The following is a 25482-nucleotide window of genomic DNA, read 5'->3' on the forward strand; positions in this document are numbered from 1 at the left end:
CCATTCAAAATTCTTATAATTTTAACTTGTTGAATTTTATCAATAACTTAAAATGAAAAATGTGGACTATGCCACATTTTTGAAAAAAAGTTTTTAGATTTTTGTAAAAAGTGAGTTTCTATAGATGTAACTAATATTAGCACGTTACTAACTTTACTGCCTCTTTAGTTAATCTGCCAATCTCATCCCATCTTTTACCATTAATCAGTGATTTTTCAACAAACCAAGAACCACCGCAGGCAACTACATTTGGAATAGCAAGGTAGTCTTTAATGTTGCTTGGGCTAACACCACCAGTCGGCATAATTTGTAAGTTACCGTAAGGGCCAAGTAAGGCTTTAATCATCTTCACGCCACCACTTGCTTCTGCTGGGAAGAATTTGACCGCTTGTATGCCTAATTCTAATGCAGCTTCAATTGCCATTGGATTATTCACACCAGGCGTAACAGGAATATCTAATTCTTGGCAATATTTCACGATATTTGGGTTAAAACCTGGGGTAACAATACAATCTGCCCCAGCATTTTTAGCGGTCAGCACTTGTTCTTTTGTGAGTACGGTACCTGCTGCAATCAACACCTCTGGGTTGTTTGCTTTCACTAATTTAATCGCTTCTTCCGCAGCGGCTGAACGGAATGTGATTTCTACTACAGGTAAACCATTTTCTGAAAGTGTTTTTGCTAATGGTAAAATATCTTCTGCATTGTCTAATGCAATCACAGGAACGACTTTAAGTTCTCTTAATTTTTCTACGATTTGTTCGGTTGTATAACGCATTTTTTACCTCTTAGTATCAATAAAATTTGCAAAATTCTGATTAAAAATGACCGCTTGTAAAAGCGAAACTAAGTTGCAAATTGTTGTTTTAAATGAGCAGTGGCGGATTTTTCAATAATCGCCCCTTTATGCTGAATCACAATACCGGCTACTTGATTGCCTTGCTGGCAGCAACTGGTTAAATCTTTACCCAGTAAGTAACCATTTAAGAAACCTGCATTAAAGGAATCGCCAGCGGATGTGGTATCTACTACGTTTTCAACAGGGGTAGTAGGTACAAAGGTTTGTTCACCATTTACTTGCACAGTTGCACCTTGTGAGCCTTGTTTAACCACAATAGTTTCAATACCATATTGTGCTAGGCGTGAAAGGGTGGCTTGTTCATCGGCATCCCCCCATAAAAGATGTTCATCATCAAAAGTAACCAGGGCTAAATCGACTAATTTAAGCAAGCTAGCATAATTCTGCTGGGCAGATTGTTCACTTTCCCACAGTTTAGGGCGGTAGTTGCTATCAAACGCAATTTTTACCCCTTGCTTTTTAAGTTCTGCAAGCTGGTTAATCAATGTTAAACGGTCTTCTGATGGCAGAATAGCTAAAGAAATCCCGCTTAAATAAACCATATCAACCTCTTGTAAGGCGGATAATGCTTTTAGATAATCAGGGTGTTGTAACAAGTAGCGAGCAGCAGATTGATTACGCCAATAGAGGAATGTTCGCTCCCCTTGCTTATCAAGCTGAATAAGGTAAAGCCCTGGTTGGCGATGTTCATCACGCAAAACAAAATCGGTATTGATATTATCCGCTTGCCACGCTTCCAGCATACCCTGGCTTAATTTATCGGCACCGAGGGCAGATAGATAGCAAACCTCAATTTCCTTTTGTGAGCTGATACGAGCTAAATAGGTGGCGGTATTTAATGAATCGCCACCATAGGTTTGGTGCATATTGCCAAAAGGTTCGCCATTTAGCTCAATCATACATTCGCCGATAATTGCGAGTTTTTTCATTTAATCCTCACTTTTATTAAAATAGTAGCTATATTCTTTCTCAAACTGCTCTTTATCCAAAATATATTGGTGTAAATGACGTTCGATACATTCCTTTGCTTTATTTTTATTTTTTTTGCGGATCGCTGTTAAAATTTCTTTATGCTCTTCCACTGTTTTCATCGAAGGTTTATGTTTAAAAATAAAGGTTCTAGCTCGGTCAAAGTGAATATTTAATCCTGTCATTAACTGATAAATATTAGGGGCTGTCCTAGATAACTAGGCTAAACTCCCCTTAACTAATTGTTTTAAAATGGAAATTTGATATTTTAAGTCACTGTTGTTAAAACGCCATTCACATTCCTTTAAATACAGCTCAAAATGGGCTTTCGGAATACCGTTAAACTTGCGTAAATGGCGTTTGGCTTGACTCCAAAAATTCTCAATTCCGTTAATATGATTATGTTTTTCTGCGAATTGCGTGCTGTGATTGATGCGAAAATGGTTAAATTCACTCACATCAAGCACATCATAACTTCGGTAGAAATCCGTGTAAACAATACTATCCGGCTTCACTTTTTCCCGAATAATCGGCAGTAAAGTGGTTGATTGGGTATTTGGTACTGCAACGGTATAAACCTTGCCATTACGCTTTAAGAGCCCGAACACTGGGGTTTTACCGGCTGCTCCACGACCTCGTTTACCCTTGCGAGAGCCACCAAAATAGCTTTCATCGGCTTCTATCTCACCATCAAATATTTCTAAATGTGAACTGTTTTGATAGATGAGTAGCCGTAAACGATGAAAATAATAAGCTGCGGCCGTTCTGTTTACCTTTACTAACTCAGCGGCAGTTCTAGCAGTTACACCTGCTACGAACAGCTCAATGAGTTTATTTTGTTTATGCTGACTTAGACGGCTTTTTCTCATTTGGTCATTTTAACCTAAAATAGAGCTTTTAGTCGTTATCTAGGACAGCCCCAAAATTATTATGATCTAAAAGATGTTTTATCAAGGATATTTTTCTTATATGTAGATAACCTTAAGTAATAATTATAAATTAGTAAAGAACAGAAATTTCTGTTCTTTACTAAACTAATTAAACCTTACCACCAACCTAATAGTTTCATCCATAATCCACCAACACCGAACCAGATGAGAAGTGATGCGATAGAAATAATAAAGCTTACACCCCACCATTGTCCGGCACTGTTATAACCTGAGCCGAATAGTGCTGGCCCTGGGCCCCCTGCATATTGGGTTAAGCTCATTGAGAGTGTTGAGGTATATCCTAGTCCAATAGCTGCTAATAATGGTGGTGTACCAACAGCAATAGCCGCTGCTAAGAAAGCTAAATACATTGCTGAAATATGTGCCATTGCTGAGGCGAAGAAATAGCGGGTATAGAAATAAACCAACACCAAAATAGTAAATGCGATTGGCCAGCTAAATACGCTAATCGATGAAGAAATATGAGTAGAAACCCAGCTAATTACACCGTATTTGTTAAGTGCTGTTGCCATCATTACTAATACGGCGAACCAAAACATCGTATCCCAAGCGGTTGTTTCTTCTACAATATTTTTCCACGTCATAATGTTAGAAAGTAGTAAAATAACTAATCCGATAAAGGCAGAAACGGTTGCTGAAATACCGAAGAATAAATCCCCGACAGTCCATAATATTAATAATAAGATAAAATCGAGTGCAAGAATCCATTCAGCTGTTGTCATTTTACCCATTTTTTGTAGCTCATCTTTTGCCATTTGAGCCATTTTAGGTGTTTTTTTCAACTCTGGTGGGTACACTAAATAGACTAAGTAAGGTAAGACAATTAAGCTGACGATCCCTGGTACAATAGCACCTAAGAACCAAGTCATCCAAGAAATCTCAATACCTTGGCTACCTGCAAGTTCAGCAATTAAAGGGTTACCTGCCATTGCCGTTAAGAACATCGTACATACAATAGTATCAATTTGTGAAACTACTATGGCAAGGAATGCCCCAGCTCTTCTGGCAGTCGGCCCAGGTTTAGAGTCATAAGTATCCGCAATCGATTGCATAATTGGGTACATAATACCACCGCCACGAGCAGAGGCAGAAGGAATACCAGGTGCAATAATTGTATCAGCAAGGGCAATACCATAAGCCACCCCCATCATACGGTTACCAAATTTTGAGATGAAGTAAAGTGCTATTCTATGCCCCAATCCTGTCTTAATGACAGCTCTAGACAAAAACATTGCGATACCAATTAACCAAATAGTGCCGTTAGAAAAGCCAGAAAGCATAGCGACATCTTCTTTTCCGGCTCTAATAGGCGTAAGGCCTGTTACCCCACTAATGACAAGGGCAACTAACGTTGCAGCACCCATTGGCATTGCTTTGGTAATAATTGCGGTGATGGTTGCCACAAATAAAGCTAGCATTCCCCAAGCTTTAGGGCTTAGTCCTTCAGGAATTGGGCATAGATATATTCCAAGCCCAACAATAATAGAAATGAGCAAGCCTTGCCATTGAAAGCCTGCTTTTACAGTAACGGAAGTAGTCATAATGTTGTGTTCTCTTATAATTTAAAAAAAAGCCTTTACAGACTAACACGAAAGGGAGATTTTCGAGGTTGATTTAAATCAAAGAGCATTATGAATATTAAATTAGCGTTTAAATTTCTGGTAATTCAACTGCAACCACTGTAATCCAATTACGGCAATAACATTATCAATAGTACCATTTTCAACCCATTGATAAGCTTGTTCTCGGCTGACGACGTGAACTAAAATATCTTCGTTTTCTTCTGCTAATAAACCGTGAATATCGCCAGATTTTACTTTTGAACTATCAATTAAGCCAAGAAATAGATGTAGGCGTTCTAATTGCCCGCCAGGGCTGTCCCAAACGCTTAATGCGTGTTGCACTTCTTCTAATTCTAAGCCGGCTTCTTCTTGGGCTTCTCGTATTGCAACTTCAGCTGGGTCTTCATTGCCTTTATCAACCATTCCAGCTACGAGTTCAAGTAACCAAGGGGATTTTTTATGCTTATCGTCATAAGCACCAATGCGAACCTGTTCGATTAAAATCACGTTATCTAGCACATGGTCGTAGGCAATCAGTGCAGCGGCTTCACCCTTGATTAGAAGTTCTCGAACTACATTACCGCTCATTTCGCCTGAAAAAAGCTTATGGCGGAAAGTGATTTTTTGTAGCTCGAAATGTCCTTTATAAACGGTTTCTTTGTTGATAATGTGTAAATCATCATAGTGATATTGAGTTGGATATTGGCTCATTTTTATTCCTAACTTTTATGTAAACGGTCGGTGTGCACAATATAAAGTGCAATAATCATTACTAAAATCGAAAGTGCAAATAATAACGTATGCATTGCATTGGAGTGATCAACAATAATCAAACGAACCATTGCCGTAATGCCGATATAAAGAAAGTAACGTAATGGGAAATGGTAGTTAGATTTAAAATATTTTACGATTAAAGCTAGAAACTCAAAATAGAGGAAGAAAATCACAATTTTCTCTACAATTTGGAATTTTTCACTATCTCCAATAGAAAGTTGATAAAGCGAATAGGCTTCCGCAAAGAGTGAATAAGAGAGCAATGCACCAGCTGTAAGTAATGAGATATTTAAAACCCACTGAAAGATTTCTGCTGCTATTTTTCCAAATGTAGAGTGGCGTTCTTCTAAAGATGTTCTAGGCATAGTTTGTCCTCAAATTAACGTCATAAATTATGGAGTGGCAATCAATAGCTTGAAAGCTGCCAGCTTGCCATTGGTATAGTTCTGGTTGCGATAATATCATATTTTCTGTTTGCTGATAGAAGTAGCTTAAATAGAAGGGTAACTCAGTTATAAAATGTAATTTGCCACTAGGGCAATGGGCTGAAAAAATATGCTTTTGCAGAGGGAAATGCTTTACCTCGGAGAGCTTTACAATACCAACACCTTGTGATTTTAATATCGCTTCACGTAAGCACCAACTTAAATAGAAGCGTTGGGTAAGGTTTTCTAGCAAAGGGCAATCATCATCGAGTAAAACTTCTTGTTCCTCCGTATTAGCATAATAACGAATTAAATCCACATAACGTCTTATTTTCTGGGGGTGTTCAATATCAATGCCAACAGCTAATTTGGTAAAATTTTGGCTAAAAATAACCGCTATCCATTCCCCAGAATGGCTAATGTTGAAATCAATCTGTGGCGAGTTTACAAAAGGGCGACCACTTTCGGTACGTTGGATATTTTCTAATAGACCCAAATCTAGCTGATTTTTTTGAAATAGCCTTGTTAGCAGGAAATGAGCTGCCCGCCGACTTTTCCATTTTGAAATTTGTTTGGTATTTAACACGGCAGGCATTGCGGGATAATTAAAATCGCTAGGTAATATTTCATCTTGATGAATAAAGGCAATTTCAATTTTAGGTGTAAAATTTTTCATAAAAATGACCGCTTGCAGATTAGATCTTAACGCTTAAACGCAAGCAGTAAAACCCCTGCTGCCACTAAACCTATTCCTAACCAATCTTGCCCGCTTGGTCGCTCTCCTAAAAATATAACGGCAAATATAGTTACCAAAACTAAGCTCAATTTATCAATAGGAGCAACCTGTGATGCATTGCCCATTTGTAATGCCTTGAAATAGGCGAGCCAAGAGGCACCCGTTGCTAGTCCTGACAGAATAAGAAAAGTCCAATTTTTACCTGTTAAACGGCCCAAAGGTTGCCATTTTCCGCTATAGGTGAGGAAAGCAATAAGAGCAATAATAATCACGATAGTGCGAATAAAGGTAGCAAAGTCAGAGTCTATGCCTTGCAATCCAACTTTTGCAAAAATAGCGGTAAGGGCAGCAAAAAGGGCAGATGCTAATGCCCAATAGATCCATTCATTTGCCATAACAACTCCATAATGTTTTTGTGTAATTAGTAACCAAACAGAATAAGAAAAAGTGAATTGAGTTTAGTTTATCAAATTTTTTGTTTAATCTTATTAAAATCTTTGGTAAAAGATGGATTGTATTTTATCTATACTAAAATTTAGGTAAGTTAGTTTTTATATTGGAGGGATAAATGATAAAACTAAAAGAGTTTTTTAAATCGGAAGCATCAGGCGGAATTCTTCTGCTGATTTTTGCATTTGCAGCTATTATATGTGCTAATACAGCGTTGAGTAATTTCTACTTCAATTTCTTACAAACACCTATTAGCTTACAATTTGGTGACTTTGCATTAAATAAACCATTAATATTGTGGGTAAATGATGGTTTTATGGCGATTTTCTTTACTTTAATTGGTCTTGAAGTAAAAAAAGAGCTGTTTGAAGGCTCTCTATCAAGCTATAAAAATGCTATTTTCCCTGCATTTGCGGCGATTGGTGGAATGGTTGTGCCAGCGTTAGTATATTGGTTTATTAACCGAGACCACCCAGAATTTTATGCGGGTTGGGCAATTCCAATGGCAACAGATATTGCCTTTGCAGTTGGGATCGTTGCATTATTAGGTGCTCGAGTACCACTTGCGTTAAAAATCTTCTTATTAGCATTAGCAATTATTGATGATTTAGGGGCAATTATAGTTATTGCGGTATTTTATTCGCAAGATATTAGTATGCAAGCATTAGTGATTGCGGCAGTAGCAGTTGTTGCCTTAGTGGTTTTAAATCGTTTCAAAGTCACTTCAATTTGTGCTTATTTAGTAGTAGGTTTAGTGTTATGGACAGCAGTGTTAAAATCAGGTGTACACGCAACCTTAGCTGGGGTTATTATCGGTTTCTGTGTGCCATTAAAAGGTAAAAATGGCGAGCGTCCGGCAGATGATTTAGAGCATACTTTAGCACCTTGGTGTTCATTTATGATCTTACCGGTATTCGCATTCTCAAATGCAGGGGTCTCTTTAGCTGGTGTAGGTATTGAGCAATTAACATCGCCATTACCTTTAGGTATCGCATTAGGCTTAATTCTCGGTAAAGCGGTTGGTGTATTTGGCTTTAGTTATTTAGCGGTATTATTTAAAATTGCAAGTTTGCCGAAAGGTGTAAACTTTAAACAAATCTTTGCGATTGCAATTTTATGTGGTATCGGTTTTACAATGTCGATGTTCTTAGCAAGCCTCGCATTTGATGCAAATGGTGCAGGTGAAGAAGTGACTTCATTAGCTCGTTTAGGTATTTTACTTGGCTCGCTAATTTCAGCTATTTTAGGTTATATTTTATTGAAAGCATCAACTAATAAAAATTATGTAGAAGAACAAGCATCATAGTATAACTTAGATAGACAAGCGGTTCTTTTCTAAGAAAATATTGCAAATGCGGTAAAGAAGATTTACCGCATTTTTATTTATATCGCTATAAAACTATTTTTATTCCCACTCTAAGTGATAAGGTCGAATACCGATATTATCACTATTTAAACATAACTTAAGCGTTGCAATATTTTGGCAAATGTTTTCGGTGATCTGGTTTGCTTGAGCGATATGTTGTTCACTAATATTTGGGACGTGTTCATTAAATAAAATAGCATTAAGCAATCTTTCTGCGTGCATTCCGTCTCGGCAATAATGCAAAACGCCTATATCATTAAAAGCGGTTGCAACAGCACCGATTTTTGTTGTTGCAATACCTAATGCCCCATCTTCACCACCTAGTTCTCTGAATAATTGATGCTGTGGGAAGCCTCCGCAAGCTAAGAAAAAGGTACGGCGAAATACGACATTGCCACCGCAAGTCATCTGCATATGTTGCCAAGCAAAATCAAAGTTTGGGTGTGAACTATAGCATTCTGCTAAGTCAATAGGTTTAAGATTTAAGCGGACAAGACTTGTTTCGGGCTTAAATTCAAATATTTTGCTTGCCACTTGTAAAGCCCCATTTTCATAGGCATCATCAGCATCTAAAAAGGCAATAAATTGAGCTTCACTTTGTAATGCTCCCCAGTTACGGGCTTTGGCTACACCACCATTCTTTGGCATTGCTTCAACTTGAATTTTGGTTGGGAGCTGCGTTTGTAAATGTAAGGCTAAAGCTAGAGTATTATCCGTAGAGCCATCATCAACGAGCCATAATGTCCCTAATTCAGGTTGATTTAATACACTTTGTACCGCTCTTACTAGGGTTTGTTCTGCATTGTAGCAGGGGATAATCACATCAATCATACAAACTTAAAGCCTTGTTGAGTCACTTCTAAAATTGAAGCATAATCCGTTTTCCAGTCGCCTAATACAATGCGAACAAAACCATTTTCATTATGAACCGCTTGGCGATGAGTATGGCCGTGAATAAGATGCGTTGTGTTAAATTGTGCTACTGTTTGAGCCGTAAATTCAGGGTTTACGTCCATAATATCGGCAGGTTTACTTTTTTTATCTAGCTTACTTTTTACTCGGATTTTTTCCGCAATATGAATTCGCCAAGCAAGAGGTAAACATAAAAACAGCCATTGCCGCCATTTTTGATGTACTTTGCGGCGAAATTGCTGATATTTCACATCATCAATACAGAGGGTATCGCCGTGGCAAAGCAAGGTTTGTGTGCCAAATAAACCAATTACTTGGTAATCAGGCAGTATTTCCATTCCCGTTTCTCGGCTAAATTTTTGCCCGAGCAAAAAGTCTCGATTTCCGCAAATAAAGTAGCATTTTACACCGCTTGCAGTGAGGTTTTTGATCGCCGTTTTTACACTACTAATGAGTTCGGACTCTTCATCATCGCCAATCCAAAAATCGAAAAGATCTCCTAATATATAAACCGCTTGTGCAAGCGGTGCTTTTTCTTGCATAAATTGCAAAAAAAGATTGGTTATTTCTGGTTGATTTTCGTTTAAGTGCAGATCAGCGATAAAGTAGTAAGTCATTGTATTATTCATTGTAAAAAGAAAACGGTTCAATTTTTTACAAAATCGAACCGTTTGTCAAAGATTTAATGTGGTAATTAATCTTTAAAAATACCACGGATAAATTGTACCGATAAGAAAAATAAGAAAGCAAGGATAGCATAAAGCACATAGCTAAAAATTGGCTTGCTAACGGTTTCTCCTTCTGCCATTGGCTTAATTGAGATGATATTTCTAAACTCATTCAGCCAATTAATTCGCCAGCCGTAATATTTAATTTGCACACGTTGCTTATCATTTGCATAGGCTTGAGCTTTGGCTTGAATGTCAGCAGAACCAAATTTGAAATAAGGTGGTAAGCCCCAACCTGTATCTTCATTACGATAAACCATTACCTTTTTAGTTTCTGGTTCTTCGGTAAATAAGAAATAGACATCACGTACTTGGCCATCGGCAGGATTTGATTTGCTGATAATACCATCTTTATCCATTCGGCGAACTTCCATTCCAGTAACAAAAGTCTCTTCATAGCTTGGCATCGCATAGTTTACTGCTCCACCTAATACGATAAATAATGATAGTGATACTAAAATTAAGAAATATTTAAATATGGCTCTCATATTTTGTTCCTTATAATTGAATGTTGAATAAGTGTTGCACATTTTCTGTAGTAATGCGAGCTAATTCTTCGGTAGATACCCCTTTTAATGTCGCAACATACTCGCAAGTTTCACGCACATAAGCTGGCTGATTCGGCTTACCTCGATAAGGAATTGGGGCAAGGTAAGGCGAGTCAGTTTCCACCAATAAGCGATCTAGTGGTACTTTACGCACGACATCACGTAATTCTTCAGCATTACGAAAGGTAATAATGCCGGAAATAGAGATATAAAAACCTAAATCTAAGGCTCGTTTTGCCATTGTCCAATTTTCAGTAAAGCAGTGTAATACACCGCCACATTTTTCTGCACCGTTTTGCTCCAGCATATCCATTGTATCTTGGCGAGCTGAGCGAGAGTGAATAATCAACGGTTTACTGAGTTTATTGGCAATTTCGATTTGTTGTACAAAAAGAGATTGCTGTAATGCTTTAGTTTCGGGGGTGTAGTGATAATCTAGCCCTGTTTCGCCAATGGCTACGACTTTCGGGTCTTGAGCGAATTCAAAAAGCTTGTCGTAATCAAAAGGCTCATCTTCCACATTTAAAGGGTGAACCCCGCAAGAAAGTGAAACATCGCTACGGTGGGCGGTTAAGTTTTTCATTGCCTCAAAACGCCCGACGGTAGTGCAAACGGAAATAAAATGATGCACACCACGAGCTTTGGCATTTTCAATAACCTCATCCACATTTTTATGGCGGGTTTCATAATCTAAAGAGTCTAAATGACAATGTGAATCGATAATAAATAAATTATCCATAAATTCCTGTTTTAATAATTTTATGATATAGAAAATGTTGAAGTTGTACTAAATTAAAAGGGTTGAGGAATTACTCGAATACCATTACCAGTTTAGTTAAACAATCCAACAACATCAATTCTTGATTTACCGCATTTACTTCGACTAAATCCCGTTGGGTTTGTTGAAGTATTTGATGCCCCTGGAGTAAGCCGTGAGGGGTAAGCTGTTGGCTAAAGGGGATAATGCCGTTTTGTAAGTCAGGGTTTAACCAGCCCGTGCTAATTCCCATTTTGGCTTTTAGGGCATCGCTAAAGAAACTTTCCAGCCATTCTAATTGTTGTAAAACTTCCTCTTTTTCTTTATTAAAAGCGGTAAAAAGGAGCATTACATCTCGGCTTTTGTAGAATCGCCAGAAAGTTTGTAAAAATGTTTTTCGTTGTAACAAGCGGTCGTTTTTGATAAACGTTTTGCAAATTAACGGGCGAGAGTGGCAAATGCGTAATGCGATTTCAAGGTCGTTATTCGTCGCATTCGGACATTCTGCTTGTAGCCATTCTAAAACATATTCTGGTTTAGGAGCATAAAGTACCCACGTTTGGCAGCGGCTTTGAATAGTTGCAAGCATTGTTGATTGCAATGGAGCTTCCAGTAAGAAATAAACACCTTGTGGCGGTTCTTCTAAGGTTTTGAGCAGAGCATTACTACTGGCTTCCGTTAAACGATCTACCCCTTTAATATATACCACCACGCTACCGCCTTGTTGTGAAAAGTTTTGTAATTTGGTGGTCATTTCTCGAATTTGATCTATGCCGATATCTTTGCCTTCAATCGGCTGTATAAGGTGAAAATCGGGGTGATTACCACTTTGCATCAATAAACAACTTTTGCATTGCTGGCACGGTTGTTCGCCATTTGGCTGTTGGCAGAGTAGCCAATGAGCAAAATGATGAATTAGATTTTCCGTGCCAAGCCCGACATCTGTTCTAAATAGTAAAGCGTGATGCCCACGCCCATTTAAAAAAGCGTCTGTCAGTTGTTGGTAAATGCTTTGCTGCCAAGGGTACATTATTTTAACCAATTACGAATTGCTTGTTGAATATCTGCGGTTACTTGTTCAATCGATTGTTCAGCGTTGATAATAATCGCTTTATCGTTATTTTGAGTCAGCTCTAAATAACGTTCACGAGTGCGATAGAAAAAGTCCAAACTCTGCTGTTCAATGCGGTCTAGTTCGCCTCTACCTCTTGCTCGTTCTAATCCAATTACAGGATCAATATCAAGATAAAGCGTGAGATCCGGCTCAAAAGTGCCGAGTACCGATTCTTTTAGAGTATTAAGCAAGTTGCGATCTAATTTACGCCCCCCGCCTTGATAGGCCTGAGAAGACATATCGTGGCGGTCGCCCAATACCCATTTTCCTTCAGCTAAAGCCGGCTTAATCACATTTTCGACTAATTGCACCCGAGCAGCATAAAGCATTAAAAGTTCAGCTTTATCGCTTACGGGTTCTTCCGTTTCGTGCTTAATCAGATGACGTAGTTTTTCCGCAAGCGGTGTGCCACCTGGTTCACGGGTAAGCACAACTTCCTTAATACCGGCTTGTTCTAACTCTTGTAAAATAACTTTATGAGCTGTTGTTTTACCGGCTCCTTCCAAGCCTTCAATGACAATAAATTTTCCACGCATATTATTCTCACTATTTTTGTTCGTTTTTACGTTTACGTTCAATCTGGATCCATTCACGCACTGCTTGGTTATGCTCACTTAGCGTTCTGCTAAATTTATGTCCGCCCGTGCCGTCGGCAACGAAATAGAAATAAGGCGTATTATCGGGGTGAGCAACCGCTTCAATAGAAGCTTTACTCGGCATTGCAATCGGTGTTGGCGGCAGTCCGTCAATTTGATAAGTATTGTAAGGGGTAACTTCGTTTAAGTCCTTACGGCGAATATTGCCATCGTAACGGTCGCCCATACCGTAAATAACGGTCGGATCGGTTTGCAAACGCATTTTAATTCGCAAGCGGTTAATAAAAACCGAAGCCACTTGTGGGCGTTCGCTCGTAATGCCAGTTTCTTTTTCCACAATAGAGGCAAGAATAAGCATTTCATACGGATTTGCAAGCGGTAGATTTTCCGCTCGATTTTGCCAAGCTTGTTCTAAAATATTTTTTTGCTTTTCATAAGCTCGTTTTAGTAAGGCAAGATCGGTTGAATTTGGTGTATAACTGTAAGTATCCGGTGCAATCCAGCCTTCTAATTTTTCATATGGAGAACCGAGTAATTCCGCAATTTCTTTTTCAGATTTATCTTTTAAGGTTTGGGCTAAATAGTTTGCTTGGCTTAATTGTTCTCGCCAAATTTTAAAGGTTCTACCTTCGATAAGTTGCACATTAAGTTGTACTTCTTTACCTGAGCTTAAATGTTGAAGCAAATCTTTAACTGTGTTTAAACCAGTAAGAGAATAGGCTCCGGCTTTAAATTTACCCAGTTCAGGATATAAACGCATTAAATAGGGGAGGAGTTTGACATCATCGTGGGTAATAATACCTTGTTCTTCCAATAAAATGGCAAGTTTTTGGCTAGATGTGCCTTTTTCTAATATAAATAATTGTTCAGGTTGATGGGTAATTGGGTGCTTAGCTAAATCAGTCAGTTTTTTGTAGCCAAAAAATAAACCACCTGCAACAATAACAGCTAACAAGCCTAAAGAAATAAGTAATTTTTTTAACATAAAATAGTAAGGTAAATACGATAGAAATAGTCTGAATTCTACTATAAAGCGGTCTTTTTTTCAGAAAAATTTGCAAATAAATGGGATAAATAATGGTGGGTCATGAAGGATTCGAACCTTCGACCAACGGATTAAAAGTCCGCTGCTCTACCGACTGAGCTAATGACCCAAAGAGGTGTTTTGAAAATTAATGGTGGGTCATGAAGGATTCGAACCTTCGACCAACGGATTAAAAGTCCGCTGCTCTACCGACTGAGCTAATGACCCTAAAAGGTGTTTTGAAGATTAAATGGTGGGTCATGAAGGATTCGAACCTTCGACCAACGGATTAAAAGTCCGCTGCTCTACCGACTGAGCTAATGACCCATAATCTTGCGTAACGAGGGCATATCTTACGGATTTTTAAAATTTTGGCAAGTTTTTTTTATCTAAAAAATATTGAATGTGTGGTTTGTAAACAATTTAGCCGAATTTTAGACGGTTTAGAACGATAAAACTGAAAATATAACTTGGCTTTTATTTTCGCCTACCATTTTTAGTAAAATCAGCTATAATCAAACGGTTTTATTCATCTACTAATAGAAGGAAATTAAAATGGGCTTAGAATTAGTACCAGCAGGTAAAGAATTACCAGACGATATTTATGTGATTATCGAAATTCCAGCAAACTCAGATCCAATTAAATATGAAGTGGATAAAGAAACGGGTTCATTATTTGTTGATCGTTTTATGGCGACAGCAATGTTCTATCCAGCAAACTATGGTTATGTAAACAATACATTATCATCAGATGGCGACCCAGTTGATGTATTAGTTCCAACTCCATACCCATTACAACCAGGTTCAGTGATTCGTTGCCGCCCAGTTGGTGTGTTAAAAATGACTGATGAAGCGGGTGGCGATGCAAAAGTGGTTGCGGTTCCGCACACTAAATTAAGCAAAGAATACGATCACATTAAAGATGTGAACGATTTACCAGCTTTGTTAAAAGCACAAATTCAACATTTCTTTGAAAGCTATAAAGCGTTAGAAGCTGGAAAATGGGTGAAAGTTGAAGGTTGGGGCGATGTAAATGAAGCTCGTAAAGAAATTTTAGACTCATTTGAGCGTGCGAAAAAATAATTTTCATCGAAATGCCAAACACTTCTGTTTGGCATTTTTATAGGATATAAAAATGAAATTTATCAAAAAATTAGGCTATTCTCTTTTTTTAGCCACAATGATTACCGCTTGTGCAACAACAGAAAGTATTAATCAAGAAGCTGCATTAAGTTATGCTCAAGTAAAAACACAGGCACGTCAGCAAAATGCGATTGATACCTCATCTCCAACCGCAAAGCGTATTCATACCGTTTTTAATAAAATGAAGCCTTATGCAGAAAAAGAGAACAAAACAGGTGTGCCTTTTCAGTGGGAAATAACAGTATTAAAGTCAGATGAATTAAATGCTTGGGCAATGCCGGGCGGGAAAATGGCATTTTATACGGGGTTAGTTGATAGACTAAAACTCTCTAATGATGAAATTGCTGTGGTAATGGGGCACGAAATGGCTCACGCATTAAAAGAGCACGGAAAATCAGATCGTACAGTAAGCACTATTACCGGTTTAGTTGGTGTAATTGCAGATATTGCAGTAAGCCAAACAACAGGTGTTAGTACGGAAGGCTTGTTGAGTACAGGTGTTGATTTGATTGCGACTAAGCCATTCTCTCGTAGCCAAGAAACCGAAGCAGATGAAATTGGTATAATGTTAATGGCGAAAGCAGGTTATAATCCTTCTGCCGCACCAAATGTTTGGGTAAAAATGAGCCAAGCTAATGGTAGTTCGGGGTTATCTATTTTCTCAACTCACCCTTCAAATGAAGAGCGTCAAAGAAATCTTGCTCGTTTAGTGCCTGAAGCAATGAAAATTTACCAAGCACGTAAATAAGCAATTATTTCGTTCTAGTACAACACATAAAAGAGGTGCTTAAAAATAATTTAAGCACCTCTCATTTTTATCTATTAGCCACGCACAAAGCCCACTAATTCATAAACCTTATCTAAAGTCGCTTTGGCGCGAATTCGTGCTTTTTCAGCTCCTTCACGATAGATTTTTTCTAGTAATGCTTCATCTTGGCGATAGTGATGGTAACGTTCTTGCAGATTAGTTAATAATTCAGAGACTTTATCAGCCACTTCCGTTTTTAAATGGCCGTACATTTTGCCTTCAAATTCCGCTTCTAATTCGGCAATCGTTTTGCCTGTTACCGCAGAAAGAATATCTAACAGGTTAGAAACACCAGCTTTATTTTGCACATCGTAACGCACTACAGGCGGTTCATCGCCATCGGTCATTGCACGTTTGATTTTTTTTGCGACCGCTTTTGGATCTTCTAACAACCCAATCACATTATTGCGATTATCGTCCGATTTTGACATCTTTTTCGTCGGCTCAAGCAACGACATTACTCTTGCCCCCGCTTTAGCAATGAAAACTTCAGGCACTGCAAATACTGGCTCAATCACATTGCCTTCCGCATCTTTTTTACCATATAACGCATTGAAACGGTTGGCAATATCACGGGTAATTTCTAAATGCTGTTTTTGATCATCGCCTACCGGCACTTGATTTGCTTGGTAAAGCAAAATATCCGCTGCCATTAATACTGGGTAAGTAAATAAGCCCACGTTTACATTTTCTTCATAGCGAGCAGATTTATCTTTAAACTGCGTCATACGCCCCATTTCGCCGAAATAGGTGTAACAGTTTAGCACCCACGCTAATTGAGCGTGCTCAGGCACGTGCGATTGAATAAAAATTGTGCTTTTATTAGGATCAATTCCACAAGCTAAGTATAAGGCTAATACATCTAAAGTCGCTTTACGTAGGCTTTCCGGATCTTGACGCACGGTAATAGCGTGTTGATCTACAATGCAATATACACAATCGTAATCATCTTGCATTGTCACCCAGTTACGTAATGCACCCAGATAGTTACCAATAGTTAATTCGCCCGACGGCTGTACGCCACTAAATACAATAGGTTTGCTCATTTTATAATCTCTTTCTATGCTTAAAAATATGCGGTTATCTTAACGGTTATTGAGAAGGGATAAAAGTACAAGCGGTCAGATTTCTTTGGAGATTTGCAAAATTTTAAAGAAATTTAATCGCTTGTCAGAGCATTAACCCACAATTCCCAACACATCTTTAAACTCAGAAGTTACAAAAGTCGGATTAGCTTGTTCAATCGGTACATTGTAGTTGTAGCCGTAAGTCAAACCAACTACATCACAGCCTGCGGCTTTGGCGGCAATAACATCATTTTCTGAATCACCGACAAATAGCAATTCTTGCGGTGTAATGCCAAATTTTTCGCAAATAAAGAACATTGGGTCTGGGTGAGGTTTGATTTTCGGCAGAGATTGCCCACCAAGCGTTTCATCAAATAAGTGATAAATACCAAAGGCGGAAAGTACAGGTTCTACTAATTTTGTGGGTTTATTAGTAATAACAACAAGCGGGTAACCTTTGGCTTTTAAGGTTTCTAAGGTTTCTTTCACATTTGGGTAGAGTTCGCTTTCTTCACAGACATAAGTAGCGTAGTATTTATCGAAGCTTGCTCGCATTTTAACTAACTGTTCGGCATCAAAAACTTTGCCTGTGTGAGCAATGGCATTTTGAAAGAAAATATCTGCCCCTTTGCCGATCCAAGTTAGCACTTTTTGTTGTGTAACCGTTGGGAGCCCTGCCTCTAAAAACATTGAGTTAGCGGTAAGGGTTAAATCTGGTAGGGTGTTGATTAAGGTTCCGTCTAAATCAAAACCGATTACTTTATATTTTGAAGTCATATTGAATCCTTTTAAAAAATGAGCGATCCGATTTGTAAAAAAATAGAAAAATCAGACCGCTTGTAATTATTTTGCTTTATTAAATTTGTATGCCCAAGCCATAATCAAAATACCGCCAATAATCATAGGTAAAGAGAGTAATTGCCCTCGGGTGATAAGATCGGCTGTAGTATTTACATTGTGATCAATTTCTCGGAAATACTCAACAATAAAGCGGAATGTGCCGTAGCCAATTAAAAATAAGCCTGCAACAGAACCTGCCGGACGTGGTTTTTTGATAAACCAATTAAGAATAAGCAGTAAAACAACCCCTTCTAAAAAAGCTTCGTAAAGCTGTGAGGGGTGGCGGGGTAGGTAGCCGCCATTAGGGAATAATACTGCCCACGGTACATCCGTTACTCGTCCCCAAAGTTCATCGTTGATAAAGTTGCCAATTCGTCCCATTCCTAAGCCAAATGGGATAAGCGGTGCGATAAAATCAGCCGTATTCCAAAAGCTTCGTTTTTGGCGGTAAGAGACCCAAAGCATTGCCACAATAACCCCAATTAAGCCACCGTGGAATGACATTCCCCCTTCCCAAATTCGCAGTAGGTAGAGAGGATCTTGCAAAAAGCGGTCAAAACTATAGAAAAAGACGTCGCCGATTCGACCACCTAATACTACTCCCCAAAAGCCTGAATAAATTAAAGTATCGACTTGCTCGGTTGTCCAAACACCGTTTGAGTTTTTCGCTCTTTTCATTCCGAGCCAATAAGCAAACGCAAAACCGGCTAAATACATTAAGCCGTACCAGCGAAGGGCAATCGGGCCAATTTCAAAGATAATAGGACTAATTTGTGGAAATTGAATAAATTGTTCGTTCATAGCTTCCTTTATTTTAAGAACATATTAATTGCAATGCAGACCAGTAATACTGCAAATGCTTTTTTTAGGATAGGCACAGGTAATACATTTGCTGCATTAGCACCTAATTTGGAGGTAAAATATGAAGTAGCGGTAATACCAAATAGTGCAGGTAAATAGATATAACCTAATGAATAATCTGGCATTGGAACATCCCAACCGCTGACAATAAAGCTAATGGTGCCAGATAAGCCAAGGAATGCACCACAAAATGAAGAAGTGCCAATCGCACGTTTCATATCTAGCCCTCTATCACTTAAAAATGGCACGATAAATGCACCGCCAGCAATGCCTGCCATACTTGATAATGTACCGATAATTCCCCCTCCAATAAGCGTTGCTTTTACGGTAAGCGGTTTGTTTTTCGGTAATCTTTTCAATGAGAATAACATTCTAGCTGCAAGGTAAAGCACCATTACCGCAAAGATTTTAGACATTACTTTTGCATCTAAATTACTCACGACTAAACCAGCTAAAAAGACAGAAATCATCAAGGCTGGAATAAAATATTTACTAGTTTGTACATCTACATTGCCTAATTTGTGATGGCGTTGTGCTGATGAAAAAGCCGTAATAATAATAGTTGCAAACGAAGTACCTAATGCTGTGGACATTAAGTATTCAGGGGGAACACCTGCCATCGGTAATAAGAATACAAGGCTTGGTACAATAATTAGCCCACCACCAATACCGAATAAACCCGCTAGAAAACCAACAAATACCCCTAAAAAAAGGCAACTTACTAACACAGTCATTGTTATTTTCCTCTTTGATTATTTTGATACCAAGGACGATGATACGATTTGCGATATTCCGATTTATTTTCTTTGGAATCTTGCCCTCTTTTAGGCTTGAATCCTTGTTTTTCAGTACGCTCTAAGCGTGTTTTATCGCTTTGTTTATCATCGGATTTTTTTTGTATGCCACTTTGTAAGACCGAAGCAAATTCTTTCATCGCCTTACGGTAAACATCACGTTTAAAGGCCACTACTTGGCGGACAGGATACCAAAAACTGACCCATCTCCAGCCATCAAATTCAGGATTTTTGGTGATTTTGAGGTTTATCTGACTTTCATCACTGATTAATTGCAATAAAAACCAACGTTGTTTTTGTCCAATGCAGACAGGACCAGAGCCTTCAGCACGCACTAAGCGTTTTGGCAGTTTATACTTTAGCCAATATTTAGACGCCCAAAGTAATCGCACATCTTTTTTTTGTAAGCCGACTTCTTCATAAAGCTCACGGTACATTGCTGTTTCAATGTTTTCCCCCTCGTTAATTCCACCTTGCGGAAATTGCCAAGAGTTCTGACCAAACCGTTTCGCCCACAGAACCTGTCCGTGCTTATTACAGATAACGATACCAACATTTGGGCGGTAGCCATCGAAATCGATCACTAGACCACCTAATTTATATAAGATTTTAGAATGAAAGAGATTGTTTCATACTTTGGCAGATTGAACAACCTTAAGCAAAAGTAAAAATCAGGATATTTGCAAAAAATTTGATATTTTTAACCGCTTGTGGATAACACTGTGGATAAGTGATAAGTTTTATTGGTATAAATTGAGGATAACCTATTTAAAGCTAGAAAAATAGAGAAGATCTTAGAATTAAAATTAGGGATCTTTTTCTTAATCAATGATCTGGATAAATATCAAGATCTCGTTGTTTTTCTCAACAAAATAAGATGAATTTTTGAAAGGCGAAAATGTGAAAAATGGTAGCTCAATCAAACTTGCTAGTTATCCCCACCATTTGTGGATAAAGATGTGATAGTTTTTCAAAATAGGCGTGAATAACTTAAATTAATACTAAAAACAGATAAAAATAGATAATAAAATCAACATGTTAATGATTTTATCTAAATCTGTGGAAAGTAGATTATTTTATTGATTGTTTTTTATTCACTAACTATTATCTCTTCCCCAGTCATACATTCCTCTAATCATTGGCCATAATGATTTTCCTTTTTCAGTTAGGCTATATTCCACTTTAGGCGGAATTTGCGGATATTCTTTTCGGTGAACCAAACCATCTGCTTCCATCTCTTTTAGCGTATTACTTAGCATTCTAAATGTGATTTCACCACCGAGTAGGCGACGTAATTCATTGTAGCGAACTATTTGGTGATGAAATAATACGTAAATAATCAATAATTTCCACTTGCCACTAATAATAGATAGTGTGTAATTAAAGAATGTTTCTTCATTATCAATCATTGTCACTTTATATTCTTTCATTTTTTATCCTTATTTTTTCATCTTTTCTCTTTGATTTTATTAGTAAAATATTAATTTAACTATCATTTAAGATAGTATATATCATAATTGTGCATACTTGTTTTGATGTTTATACCCTAAATATAATACACACAATAAAGATAAATAACTAGGGAAAAACAAATGACACAAAGTTATGAAGCACAATTAAAAGAGGCATATCAACGTATTAAAGAAGCTGAAGTAGTAATTATTGGTGGAGCAAGTGGACTTTCTACTGCAAATGGACACGATTTTTATAATTTTAGTGATTATTTCAAAAAACATTTTATGGATTTTCATCATAAGTTCGGCGTAACGGGGTGTTTTCAGTCTCTTTACTACAAATACCCAAACCGTGAAAGCCGTTGGGCATATTTATCTCGCCATGCAACAGCAATGTTTGATGAGCCAGCAGGCCAGACATATCAGAGCTTATTTAAACTGATTGGAGATAAAGAATATTTTGTCATCACCACTAACCAAGATATGCAATTTTCAAAAGTATTCGATGAAAGCAAAATTGCTTATCCACAAGGTGATGCTCATTGGTTGCAATGTAGCCGACCTTGTCATGATGAAGTGTATCCAGCAGAAGAAGCTGTACGTAAAATGGCAGCCTCTATTCACGACTGCCAAGTTGATCCAGAAACTATCCCAACTTGCCCAAAATGTGGAGCGGATTTAGAACCTTGGATTCGTTCTTATGAGTTTTTAGAGGGGCTTATTGGGCAGATAAATTAGGTGAATATGAAAATTTCGTTGTGAAAAATCATAATCGTAAAATTTTGTTTATCGAGATGGGGGGCGGCAGGATGACTCCGAATATCATTAAATACCCATTTTCTAAGATGGTAAATTTATGGCCGAATGCTTCACTTATTCGTATTAACCAAAATGAAGATTTTTTCCCTGAAATGAAAGAGGGTAAAGCAACTATTTTCGAACATGATATTGCAACCACACTGTACGATTTAGTTCAATTAAAACAACAAGATCAAGAGGTAAACAATGGTTGATTTAATTCAGCAAGTAGCAGAAAAAATTCGCCAAGCCGATAAAATAGTGATTGGTGCGAGCAATGGTTTATCTATTTCTGAAGGAATACATATTTTTGCTAATAACCACGATTTTCGGACGAAATTTAGCGATTTTGAACAAAAATATGGATTTCATAGTTTAATTCAGGGCTGTTTCTACCCTTTCCAAGATAGTCAAGTTTATTGGGCATATTTTGCACGATTACACGATTATATGACACGTCAAAAGCCTGCTGGAATAGTAATGCAAAATTTATTTGCTTTGGTAAAAAAGAAAGATTTTTTTGTTGTAACCAGCAATTTTGAAAATCATTTTCGCCAAGCTGGCTTTCCTGAAGAGCGTTTATTTGAAATTGAAGGTAATGGTATTGATTTCCAATGTAAAACCCAATGTACAGATCAAGTATATAACGGTGAAAAACAGTTACAAGAAATGGCGGAATGTGAGAATGGTTATGTGCCGGAACATCTGGTGCCATATTGCCCAAATTGCGGCGGGGAAATGCAGATTCATATTGAATTAGATAGTAATTTCCAGCAAGACAAAATATGGCGTACCAAGCGTGATGCTTACCAAGCCTTTCTGCAAGATGGGGCAGATAAAAACGTATTATTTTTAGAATTAGGTGTCGGAGCAAGAAATCAGCTAATAAAAATGCCATTTATGCAATGGGTCTATCAACATCCTAAAGCCTTTTATATCACCGTAAATAAAGGAGAGCTTTATATACCGAAAGAGATTGCTAGTCGTTCTCTGGGCGTTGATGGTGGTTTAAATGAGGTATTGGAAGCATTAAATGAAGCGTAAATTAGAAAAGGCATTATTGTCTCAGATTCCTGCAGAGCAAGCTGAATTAGCCTTAGTTCGTTATCGATACTGGTATAACTTCTTATATCATCAAGTGGAGTTTAATATCGAAAGTAAACTTCACGGTGTTGTGCATAGTTCTCGAGTATTACTATATGCTGTTATTCTAGGTTATCGTTTGAATCTAAATGAACAAGAACTAGATACGCTATGTTGGTCTGCTACATTTCATGATAGTTATCGTTATGATGATGGTGCAGATATTGGACACGGTGAGCGTGCAAGTACCTATTACCGCCAATATTGCCAGCAACATCAGTTAGCAGTTAATGAAATTGCGATATGCTTAATGAAGTGTCATGATCGTGTTGATGATTTTGGCATTCAATATATTACTAAACATTTACCAAATGATGCTGAAGCGATTAGGTTATATAAAATTTTTAAAGATGCAGATGGGTTAGATCGTTTTCGTTTAGGTGAACAATACTTCAATCCTGCTTATCTACGCACTAGTGAAGCAAAACAGCTAGTGAATTTTGCTCAAAATATCGTAGCAAATACAGGTGGTGTTGAGCTTGAGTCATGATAGTCAAAAAGCAGGTTATCCCTGCTTTTTTAATTTATTTTTCTTGTTTAGCTTCTGCATGAGTAATGTAGATAGTTGCAGCAATAATAATAGCTGCCCCTAACCATAATTTACCTGGCGGCACCCAGTTAAACACTAACCAGCCAGCCAATACATTAAGCGGTAACTTAATAAAATCAAACGGCTGGATATAAGAGGCATCGGCTAAATTATAGGCTTTTGCGACCGCTAGCTGAGCAAGGGCGGTAAAAAAACCGAGTAGAATCAGAAAACCAAAATCACTCCACGAAGGCAGGCTAAAACCGCTTGGGCTTAGATTTGTTAAGGCAATTAATAGGTTAAACGGTGTAATCAAGATAAAGAGATAAGCCACCATTGTAGTTGGGCTATCGTGCTGTGAAAGCTTTTTCACCATAAGTGAGTAACCAGCCCAGAAAAAAGCGGCTGCAATTGGTAATAACGCAATCAGATTAAAATTATCACTCCAAGGTTCTAAAATAATCATCGCTCCAATAAAGCCCATGGCGGTGGCGATCCAACGTTTTTTCCCGACCTTCTCTTTTAAAAAGATTCCTGAGCCGATTGTTACAAAAAGCGGTGAAGTCATCAGTAGGGCAATACCTTGCCAAATCGGGAGTTGATTTGCTAATGCCATTGTCCAACATTGAATTCCTATCGCTGATAAAAAAATACGAAAACAGTGTTGCCCAAAATGTGCGGTTTTCAACGAAGAGCGAAACCCAATATTGTTCATACTTGGCAGAAGAAATATAAAAGCAGCTAAATATTGCACTAAAGCAATCACACTAGAATCAATAGGCGAAATTGAAGTTAATTTAGGAATAAGGGTGTTAATACAGGCAAATAGCACACCAGCAGTAATAATGGCTATTGCTCCTTTGATCGGTTGATGGCTGTTCATAGTTATTACTTTAGAGAGGATTAAAACTACAAGCATAGCTGAGCTTAGCGAAATTGCAATAGAAATAGTCTTAAAGTAGCGGTTAGCAAAGCAGGGTAATTACATTTTGCGTCTAAATTTTCTACATTTTATTAACAAAAATGTGATCTATTTCTCAATTTTCGCAAATAATAGTAATTCTTATTTTTATTTTAAGTAGAATAACCGCACTTTTTTCTCATCATTTACGAGGTATTAAATGATTATTTCATCTGCTAATGATTATCGCCGTGCGGCAAAACGACGTGTTCCGCCATTTATGTTCCACTATGCAGACGGTGGCTCCTATGCTGAACAAACACTTCGTCGTAATGTAAGCGATTTAGAAGATATAGCTTTACGCCAGCGTGTATTAAAAGATATGTCGCAGTTAGACACAGGTATTGAGCTATTCGGAGAAAAACTTTCTATGCCGGTTACGCTTGCCCCAGTCGGTGCTTTGGGAATGTACGCTCGCCGTGGCGAAGTACAAGCAGCAAAAGCGGCTGATAACAAAGGGATCCCATTCACACTCTCTACGGTTTCTATTTGTTCTATTGAAGAAGTAACACCTGCGATTAACCGCCCGATGTGGTTCCAACTTTATGTGTTAAAAGATCGTGGCTTTATGAAAAATGCACTAGAGCGTGCTAAAGCAGCAGGTTGCTCAACACTTGTTTTTACTGTTGATATGCCGACACCTGGAGCTCGTTATCGTGATAATCATTCAGGTATGAGTGGACCATATAAAGATATTCGCCGTGTGCTACAAGCAATGGTTCACCCTTTCTGGGCTTGGGATGTCGGCATTCAAGGCAAACCACATACATTAGGTAATGTCTCCAAATATATGGGAAAACCTATTGATCTGAATAACTATATCGGCTGGCTCACGGAAAATTTCGATCCATCAATTTCGTGGAAAGATTTAGAGTGGATCCGAGAATTTTGGGACGGCCCAATGGTTATTAAAGGAATTCTTGACCCCGAAGATGCCAAAGATGCGGTTCGCTTTGGGGCTGATGGCATTATTGTTTCTAATCACGGCGGTCGCCAACTCGACGGTGTACTGTCTTCTGCGAAAGCCTTACCAAGTATTGCTGATGCGGTAAAAGGGGATATCAAAATCCTTGCTGACTCAGGCATTCGCAATGGTTTAGATGTAGTTCGTATGTTGGCATTAGGTGCCGATTGCACAATGATTGGTCGATCTTTTGTGTATGCTCTCAGTGCGGCAGGGCAAGCCGGTGTGGAAAACTTATTAGATATTTTCCTCAAAGAGATGAAAGTGGCAATGACACTTACCAGCAACCAAAAAATCAGCGATATTACCCGTGATGCTTTAGTTGATTTAAGTAAAATTTAAAGCAATTA

General features: G+C 38.0%; 31 protein-coding genes and 3 tRNA genes. 8 read left to right on the top strand and 26 right to left on the bottom strand.

Features of this window, described 5'->3' with window-relative positions; translation table 11 throughout:
• Nucleotides 1–136 precede the first annotated feature (136 nt).
• The 9 genes from PTQ27_RS05970 to PTQ27_RS06010 all read right to left on the bottom strand — a co-directional run bounded on the left by PTQ27_RS05970 (nt 137) and on the right by PTQ27_RS06010 (nt 6670).
• Nucleotides 137–778, bottom strand: coding sequence for a bifunctional 4-hydroxy-2-oxoglutarate aldolase/2-dehydro-3-deoxy-phosphogluconate aldolase (locus PTQ27_RS05970; RefSeq protein WP_273749707.1), 642 nt, complete (start codon nt 776–778; stop codon nt 137–139).
• A gap of 68 nt (nt 779–846) precedes the next feature.
• A complete protein-coding gene (locus tag PTQ27_RS05975) occupies nt 847–1788 on the bottom strand; it encodes a sugar kinase (RefSeq protein WP_273749708.1) in 942 nt (313 codons plus the stop codon).
• Nucleotides 1789–2013, bottom strand: coding sequence for an FCD domain-containing protein (locus PTQ27_RS05980; RefSeq protein WP_434802831.1), 225 nt, complete (start codon nt 2011–2013; stop codon nt 1789–1791).
• 33 nt (nt 2014–2046) lie between these two features.
• Complete coding sequence (locus PTQ27_RS05985) at nt 2047–2697, bottom strand: IS1595 family transposase (RefSeq protein WP_273749709.1); 651 nt, start codon at nt 2695–2697, stop codon at nt 2047–2049.
• A 176-nt stretch (nt 2698–2873) separates the two neighbouring features.
• Nucleotides 2874–4319, bottom strand: coding sequence for a DASS family sodium-coupled anion symporter (locus PTQ27_RS05990; protein ID WP_273749710.1), 1446 nt, complete (start codon nt 4317–4319; stop codon nt 2874–2876).
• Between the two features lie 102 nt (nt 4320–4421).
• Nucleotides 4422–5051 carry an ADP-ribose diphosphatase gene (gene nudF / locus PTQ27_RS05995; RefSeq protein WP_273749711.1) on the bottom strand — a complete coding sequence of 210 codons (630 nt, stop codon included), beginning with the start codon at nt 5049–5051 and terminating at the stop codon, nt 4422–4424.
• A gap of 8 nt (nt 5052–5059) precedes the next feature.
• The gene (gene psiE / locus PTQ27_RS06000; protein ID WP_273749712.1) at nt 5060–5479 is read right to left on the bottom strand and encodes a phosphate-starvation-inducible protein PsiE; all 420 of its coding nucleotides are present in this window, start codon (nt 5477–5479) and stop codon (nt 5060–5062) included.
• A complete protein-coding gene (locus PTQ27_RS06005) occupies nt 5472–6215 on the bottom strand; it encodes a 4'-phosphopantetheinyl transferase family protein (RefSeq protein WP_273749713.1) in 744 nt (247 codons plus the stop codon). The genes psiE and PTQ27_RS06005 overlap by 8 nt, the downstream gene beginning before the upstream one ends.
• Before the next feature lie 26 nt (nt 6216–6241).
• Nucleotides 6242–6670, bottom strand: coding sequence for an EamA family transporter (locus PTQ27_RS06010; RefSeq protein ID WP_273749714.1), 429 nt, complete (start codon nt 6668–6670; stop codon nt 6242–6244).
• A 173-nt stretch (nt 6671–6843) separates the two neighbouring features.
• On the opposite strand from PTQ27_RS06010, the gene nhaA reads away from it, so the two are divergent.
• On the top strand, nt 6844–8031 hold the full coding sequence (gene nhaA / locus PTQ27_RS06015; protein ID WP_273749715.1) for a Na+/H+ antiporter NhaA: 1188 nt from the start codon (nt 6844–6846) through the stop codon (nt 8029–8031).
• A gap of 99 nt (nt 8032–8130) precedes the next feature.
• Here nhaA and PTQ27_RS06020 read toward each other — a convergent pair whose 3' ends face one another.
• The 10 genes from PTQ27_RS06020 to PTQ27_RS06065 all read right to left on the bottom strand — a co-directional run bounded on the left by PTQ27_RS06020 (nt 8131) and on the right by PTQ27_RS06065 (nt 14097).
• Nucleotides 8131–8922: a glycosyltransferase family 2 protein gene (locus tag PTQ27_RS06020; protein ID WP_273749716.1), complete on the bottom strand. Its 792-nt coding sequence runs from the start codon at nt 8920–8922 to the stop codon at nt 8131–8133.
• Nucleotides 8919–9620 (bottom strand): UDP-2,3-diacylglucosamine diphosphatase, encoded by a 702-nt coding sequence (gene lpxH, locus PTQ27_RS06025; RefSeq protein WP_273749779.1) that lies wholly within the window; start codon nt 9618–9620, stop codon nt 8919–8921. The genes PTQ27_RS06020 and lpxH overlap by 4 nt, the downstream gene beginning before the upstream one ends.
• Nucleotides 9621–9697: 77 nt before the next feature.
• On the bottom strand, nt 9698–10219 hold the full coding sequence (locus PTQ27_RS06030) for a DUF1523 family protein (protein WP_273749717.1): 522 nt from the start codon (nt 10217–10219) through the stop codon (nt 9698–9700).
• A gap of 10 nt (nt 10220–10229) precedes the next feature.
• Nucleotides 10230–11018, bottom strand: coding sequence for a TatD family hydrolase (locus PTQ27_RS06035; RefSeq protein ID WP_273749718.1), 789 nt, complete (start codon nt 11016–11018; stop codon nt 10230–10232).
• 70 nt (nt 11019–11088) lie between these two features.
• On the bottom strand, nt 11089–12066 hold the full coding sequence (locus tag PTQ27_RS06040; RefSeq protein ID WP_273749719.1) for a DNA polymerase III subunit delta': 978 nt from the start codon (nt 12064–12066) through the stop codon (nt 11089–11091).
• Complete coding sequence (tmk, locus tag PTQ27_RS06045; RefSeq protein WP_273749720.1) at nt 12066–12686, bottom strand: dTMP kinase; 621 nt, start codon at nt 12684–12686, stop codon at nt 12066–12068. The genes PTQ27_RS06040 and tmk overlap by 1 nt, the downstream gene beginning before the upstream one ends.
• A gap of 10 nt (nt 12687–12696) precedes the next feature.
• On the bottom strand, nt 12697–13731 hold the full coding sequence (gene mltG, locus PTQ27_RS06050) for an endolytic transglycosylase MltG (protein WP_273749721.1): 1035 nt from the start codon (nt 13729–13731) through the stop codon (nt 12697–12699).
• 93 nt (nt 13732–13824) lie between these two features.
• A tRNA-Lys gene (locus PTQ27_RS06055) sits at nt 13825–13900 on the bottom strand.
• Nucleotides 13901–13922: 22 nt separating this feature from the next.
• Nucleotides 13923–13998 (bottom strand) — tRNA-Lys (locus tag PTQ27_RS06060).
• Nucleotides 13999–14021: 23 nt separating this feature from the next.
• Nucleotides 14022–14097, bottom strand: a tRNA-Lys gene (locus PTQ27_RS06065).
• 228 nt (nt 14098–14325) lie between these two features.
• On the opposite strand from PTQ27_RS06065, the gene ppa reads away from it, so the two are divergent.
• Together ppa and PTQ27_RS06075 are read left to right on the top strand one after the other, a co-directional pair.
• Nucleotides 14326–14853: an inorganic diphosphatase gene (gene ppa / locus PTQ27_RS06070; protein WP_273749722.1), complete on the top strand. Its 528-nt coding sequence runs from the start codon at nt 14326–14328 to the stop codon at nt 14851–14853.
• A 52-nt stretch (nt 14854–14905) separates the two neighbouring features.
• Nucleotides 14906–15661 (top strand): M48 family metallopeptidase, encoded by a 756-nt coding sequence (locus tag PTQ27_RS06075; protein WP_273749723.1) that lies wholly within the window; start codon nt 14906–14908, stop codon nt 15659–15661.
• Between the two features lie 74 nt (nt 15662–15735).
• Here the strand turns inward: PTQ27_RS06075 and trpS are convergent, their stop codons facing one another.
• From trpS to PTQ27_RS06105, 6 genes are all read right to left on the bottom strand, one after another.
• Nucleotides 15736–16767: a tryptophan--tRNA ligase gene (gene trpS / locus PTQ27_RS06080; protein WP_273749724.1), complete on the bottom strand. Its 1032-nt coding sequence runs from the start codon at nt 16765–16767 to the stop codon at nt 15736–15738.
• A gap of 132 nt (nt 16768–16899) precedes the next feature.
• A complete protein-coding gene (locus PTQ27_RS06085; protein ID WP_273749725.1) occupies nt 16900–17565 on the bottom strand; it encodes a phosphoglycolate phosphatase in 666 nt (221 codons plus the stop codon).
• A 66-nt stretch (nt 17566–17631) separates the two neighbouring features.
• Entirely contained in the window at nt 17632–18429 is a 798-nt protein-coding gene (gene lgt / locus PTQ27_RS06090; RefSeq protein WP_273749726.1) for a prolipoprotein diacylglyceryl transferase, read from the bottom strand.
• Between the two features lie 8 nt (nt 18430–18437).
• Nucleotides 18438–19223, bottom strand: coding sequence for a sulfite exporter TauE/SafE family protein (locus PTQ27_RS06095; protein ID WP_273749727.1), 786 nt, complete (start codon nt 19221–19223; stop codon nt 18438–18440).
• Between the two features lie 2 nt (nt 19224–19225).
• Nucleotides 19226–19867 (bottom strand): RNA pyrophosphohydrolase, encoded by a 642-nt coding sequence (gene rppH / locus PTQ27_RS06100; RefSeq protein WP_273749728.1) that lies wholly within the window; start codon nt 19865–19867, stop codon nt 19226–19228.
• Between the two features lie 513 nt (nt 19868–20380).
• Nucleotides 20381–20713, bottom strand: coding sequence for a winged helix-turn-helix transcriptional regulator (locus tag PTQ27_RS06105; protein WP_273749729.1), 333 nt, complete (start codon nt 20711–20713; stop codon nt 20381–20383).
• Between the two features lie 162 nt (nt 20714–20875).
• Between PTQ27_RS06105 and PTQ27_RS06110 the strand changes: the two genes are divergently transcribed.
• From PTQ27_RS06110 to PTQ27_RS06125, 4 genes are all read left to right on the top strand, one after another.
• Nucleotides 20876–21475, top strand: a complete 600-nt coding sequence (locus PTQ27_RS06110) for an SIR2 family NAD-dependent protein deacylase (protein ID WP_273749730.1) — start codon at nt 20876–20878, stop codon at nt 21473–21475.
• 71 nt (nt 21476–21546) lie between these two features.
• Nucleotides 21547–21750: a hypothetical protein gene (locus PTQ27_RS06115; protein WP_273749731.1), complete on the top strand. Its 204-nt coding sequence runs from the start codon at nt 21547–21549 to the stop codon at nt 21748–21750.
• A complete protein-coding gene (locus PTQ27_RS06120) occupies nt 21743–22579 on the top strand; it encodes an SIR2 family NAD-dependent protein deacylase (protein ID WP_273749732.1) in 837 nt (278 codons plus the stop codon). The genes PTQ27_RS06115 and PTQ27_RS06120 overlap by 8 nt, the downstream gene beginning before the upstream one ends.
• Nucleotides 22569–23168, top strand: coding sequence for an HD domain-containing protein (locus PTQ27_RS06125; RefSeq protein ID WP_273749733.1), 600 nt, complete (start codon nt 22569–22571; stop codon nt 23166–23168). Before PTQ27_RS06120 ends, PTQ27_RS06125 begins: the two co-directional genes overlap by 11 nt.
• A 34-nt stretch (nt 23169–23202) precedes the next feature.
• Here the strand turns inward: PTQ27_RS06125 and PTQ27_RS06130 are convergent, their stop codons facing one another.
• On the bottom strand, nt 23203–24090 hold the full coding sequence (locus PTQ27_RS06130; protein ID WP_273749734.1) for a DMT family transporter: 888 nt from the start codon (nt 24088–24090) through the stop codon (nt 23203–23205).
• A 238-nt stretch (nt 24091–24328) separates the two neighbouring features.
• On the opposite strand from PTQ27_RS06130, the gene lldD reads away from it, so the two are divergent.
• A complete protein-coding gene (lldD, locus tag PTQ27_RS06135; protein WP_273749735.1) occupies nt 24329–25474 on the top strand; it encodes an FMN-dependent L-lactate dehydrogenase LldD in 1146 nt (381 codons plus the stop codon).
• Nucleotides 25475–25482: the final 8 nt, after the last annotated feature.

The organism is Mannheimia cairinae (genome assembly GCF_028649535.1).
GTDB lineage: Bacteria > Pseudomonadota > Gammaproteobacteria > Enterobacterales > Pasteurellaceae > Mannheimia > Mannheimia cairinae.

Excerpts from the sequence above, each read along its gene's own strand:
- lpxH (WP_273749779.1), bottom strand. The coding sequence starts at position 9,620 with ATGACTTACTACTTTATCGCTGATCTGCACTTAAACGAAAATCAACCA.
- tmk (WP_273749720.1), bottom strand. The coding sequence starts at position 12,686 with ATGCGTGGAAAATTTATTGTCATTGAAGGCTTGGAAGGAGCCGGTAAA.
- PTQ27_RS06115 (WP_273749731.1), top strand. The coding sequence starts at position 21,547 with ATGACTCCGAATATCATTAAATACCCATTTTCTAAGATGGTAAATTTA.
- PTQ27_RS06075 (WP_273749723.1), top strand. The coding sequence starts at position 14,906 with ATGAAATTTATCAAAAAATTAGGCTATTCTCTTTTTTTAGCCACAATG.
- PTQ27_RS05990 (WP_273749710.1), bottom strand. The coding sequence starts at position 4,319 with ATGACTACTTCCGTTACTGTAAAAGCAGGCTTTCAATGGCAAGGCTTG.
- PTQ27_RS06040 (WP_273749719.1), bottom strand. The coding sequence starts at position 12,066 with ATGTACCCTTGGCAGCAAAGCATTTACCAACAACTGACAGACGCTTTT.
- PTQ27_RS06020 (WP_273749716.1), bottom strand. The coding sequence starts at position 8,922 with ATGATTGATGTGATTATCCCCTGCTACAATGCAGAACAAACCCTAGTA.
- trpS (WP_273749724.1), bottom strand. The coding sequence starts at position 16,767 with ATGAGCAAACCTATTGTATTTAGTGGCGTACAGCCGTCGGGCGAATTA.
- PTQ27_RS05985 (WP_273749709.1), bottom strand. The coding sequence starts at position 2,697 with ATGAGAAAAAGCCGTCTAAGTCAGCATAAACAAAATAAACTCATTGAG.
- PTQ27_RS06120 (WP_273749732.1), top strand. The coding sequence starts at position 21,743 with ATGGTTGATTTAATTCAGCAAGTAGCAGAAAAAATTCGCCAAGCCGAT.
- PTQ27_RS06010 (WP_273749714.1), bottom strand. The coding sequence starts at position 6,670 with ATGGCAAATGAATGGATCTATTGGGCATTAGCATCTGCCCTTTTTGCT.
- ppa (WP_273749722.1), top strand. The coding sequence starts at position 14,326 with ATGGGCTTAGAATTAGTACCAGCAGGTAAAGAATTACCAGACGATATT.
- mltG (WP_273749721.1), bottom strand. The coding sequence starts at position 13,731 with ATGTTAAAAAAATTACTTATTTCTTTAGGCTTGTTAGCTGTTATTGTT.
- nudF (WP_273749711.1), bottom strand. The coding sequence starts at position 5,051 with ATGAGCCAATATCCAACTCAATATCACTATGATGATTTACACATTATC.
- PTQ27_RS05970 (WP_273749707.1), bottom strand. The coding sequence starts at position 778 with ATGCGTTATACAACCGAACAAATCGTAGAAAAATTAAGAGAACTTAAA.
- PTQ27_RS06035 (WP_273749718.1), bottom strand. The coding sequence starts at position 11,018 with ATGGATAATTTATTTATTATCGATTCACATTGTCATTTAGACTCTTTA.
- PTQ27_RS06125 (WP_273749733.1), top strand. The coding sequence starts at position 22,569 with ATGAAGCGTAAATTAGAAAAGGCATTATTGTCTCAGATTCCTGCAGAG.
- PTQ27_RS06005 (WP_273749713.1), bottom strand. The coding sequence starts at position 6,215 with ATGAAAAATTTTACACCTAAAATTGAAATTGCCTTTATTCATCAAGAT.
- PTQ27_RS06105 (WP_273749729.1), bottom strand. The coding sequence starts at position 20,713 with ATGAAAGAATATAAAGTGACAATGATTGATAATGAAGAAACATTCTTT.
- PTQ27_RS06085 (WP_273749725.1), bottom strand. The coding sequence starts at position 17,565 with ATGACTTCAAAATATAAAGTAATCGGTTTTGATTTAGACGGAACCTTA.
- PTQ27_RS06130 (WP_273749734.1), bottom strand. The coding sequence starts at position 24,090 with ATGAACAGCCATCAACCGATCAAAGGAGCAATAGCCATTATTACTGCT.
- PTQ27_RS06110 (WP_273749730.1), top strand. The coding sequence starts at position 20,876 with ATGACACAAAGTTATGAAGCACAATTAAAAGAGGCATATCAACGTATT.
- PTQ27_RS05980 (WP_434802831.1), bottom strand. The coding sequence starts at position 2,013 with ATGACAGGATTAAATATTCACTTTGACCGAGCTAGAACCTTTATTTTT.
- nhaA (WP_273749715.1), top strand. The coding sequence starts at position 6,844 with ATGATAAAACTAAAAGAGTTTTTTAAATCGGAAGCATCAGGCGGAATT.
- psiE (WP_273749712.1), bottom strand. The coding sequence starts at position 5,479 with ATGCCTAGAACATCTTTAGAAGAACGCCACTCTACATTTGGAAAAATA.
- PTQ27_RS05975 (WP_273749708.1), bottom strand. The coding sequence starts at position 1,788 with ATGAAAAAACTCGCAATTATCGGCGAATGTATGATTGAGCTAAATGGC.
- PTQ27_RS06030 (WP_273749717.1), bottom strand. The coding sequence starts at position 10,219 with ATGAGAGCCATATTTAAATATTTCTTAATTTTAGTATCACTATCATTA.
- lldD (WP_273749735.1), top strand. The coding sequence starts at position 24,329 with ATGATTATTTCATCTGCTAATGATTATCGCCGTGCGGCAAAACGACGT.
- lgt (WP_273749726.1), bottom strand. The coding sequence starts at position 18,429 with ATGAACGAACAATTTATTCAATTTCCACAAATTAGTCCTATTATCTTT.
- PTQ27_RS06095 (WP_273749727.1), bottom strand. The coding sequence starts at position 19,223 with ATGACTGTGTTAGTAAGTTGCCTTTTTTTAGGGGTATTTGTTGGTTTT.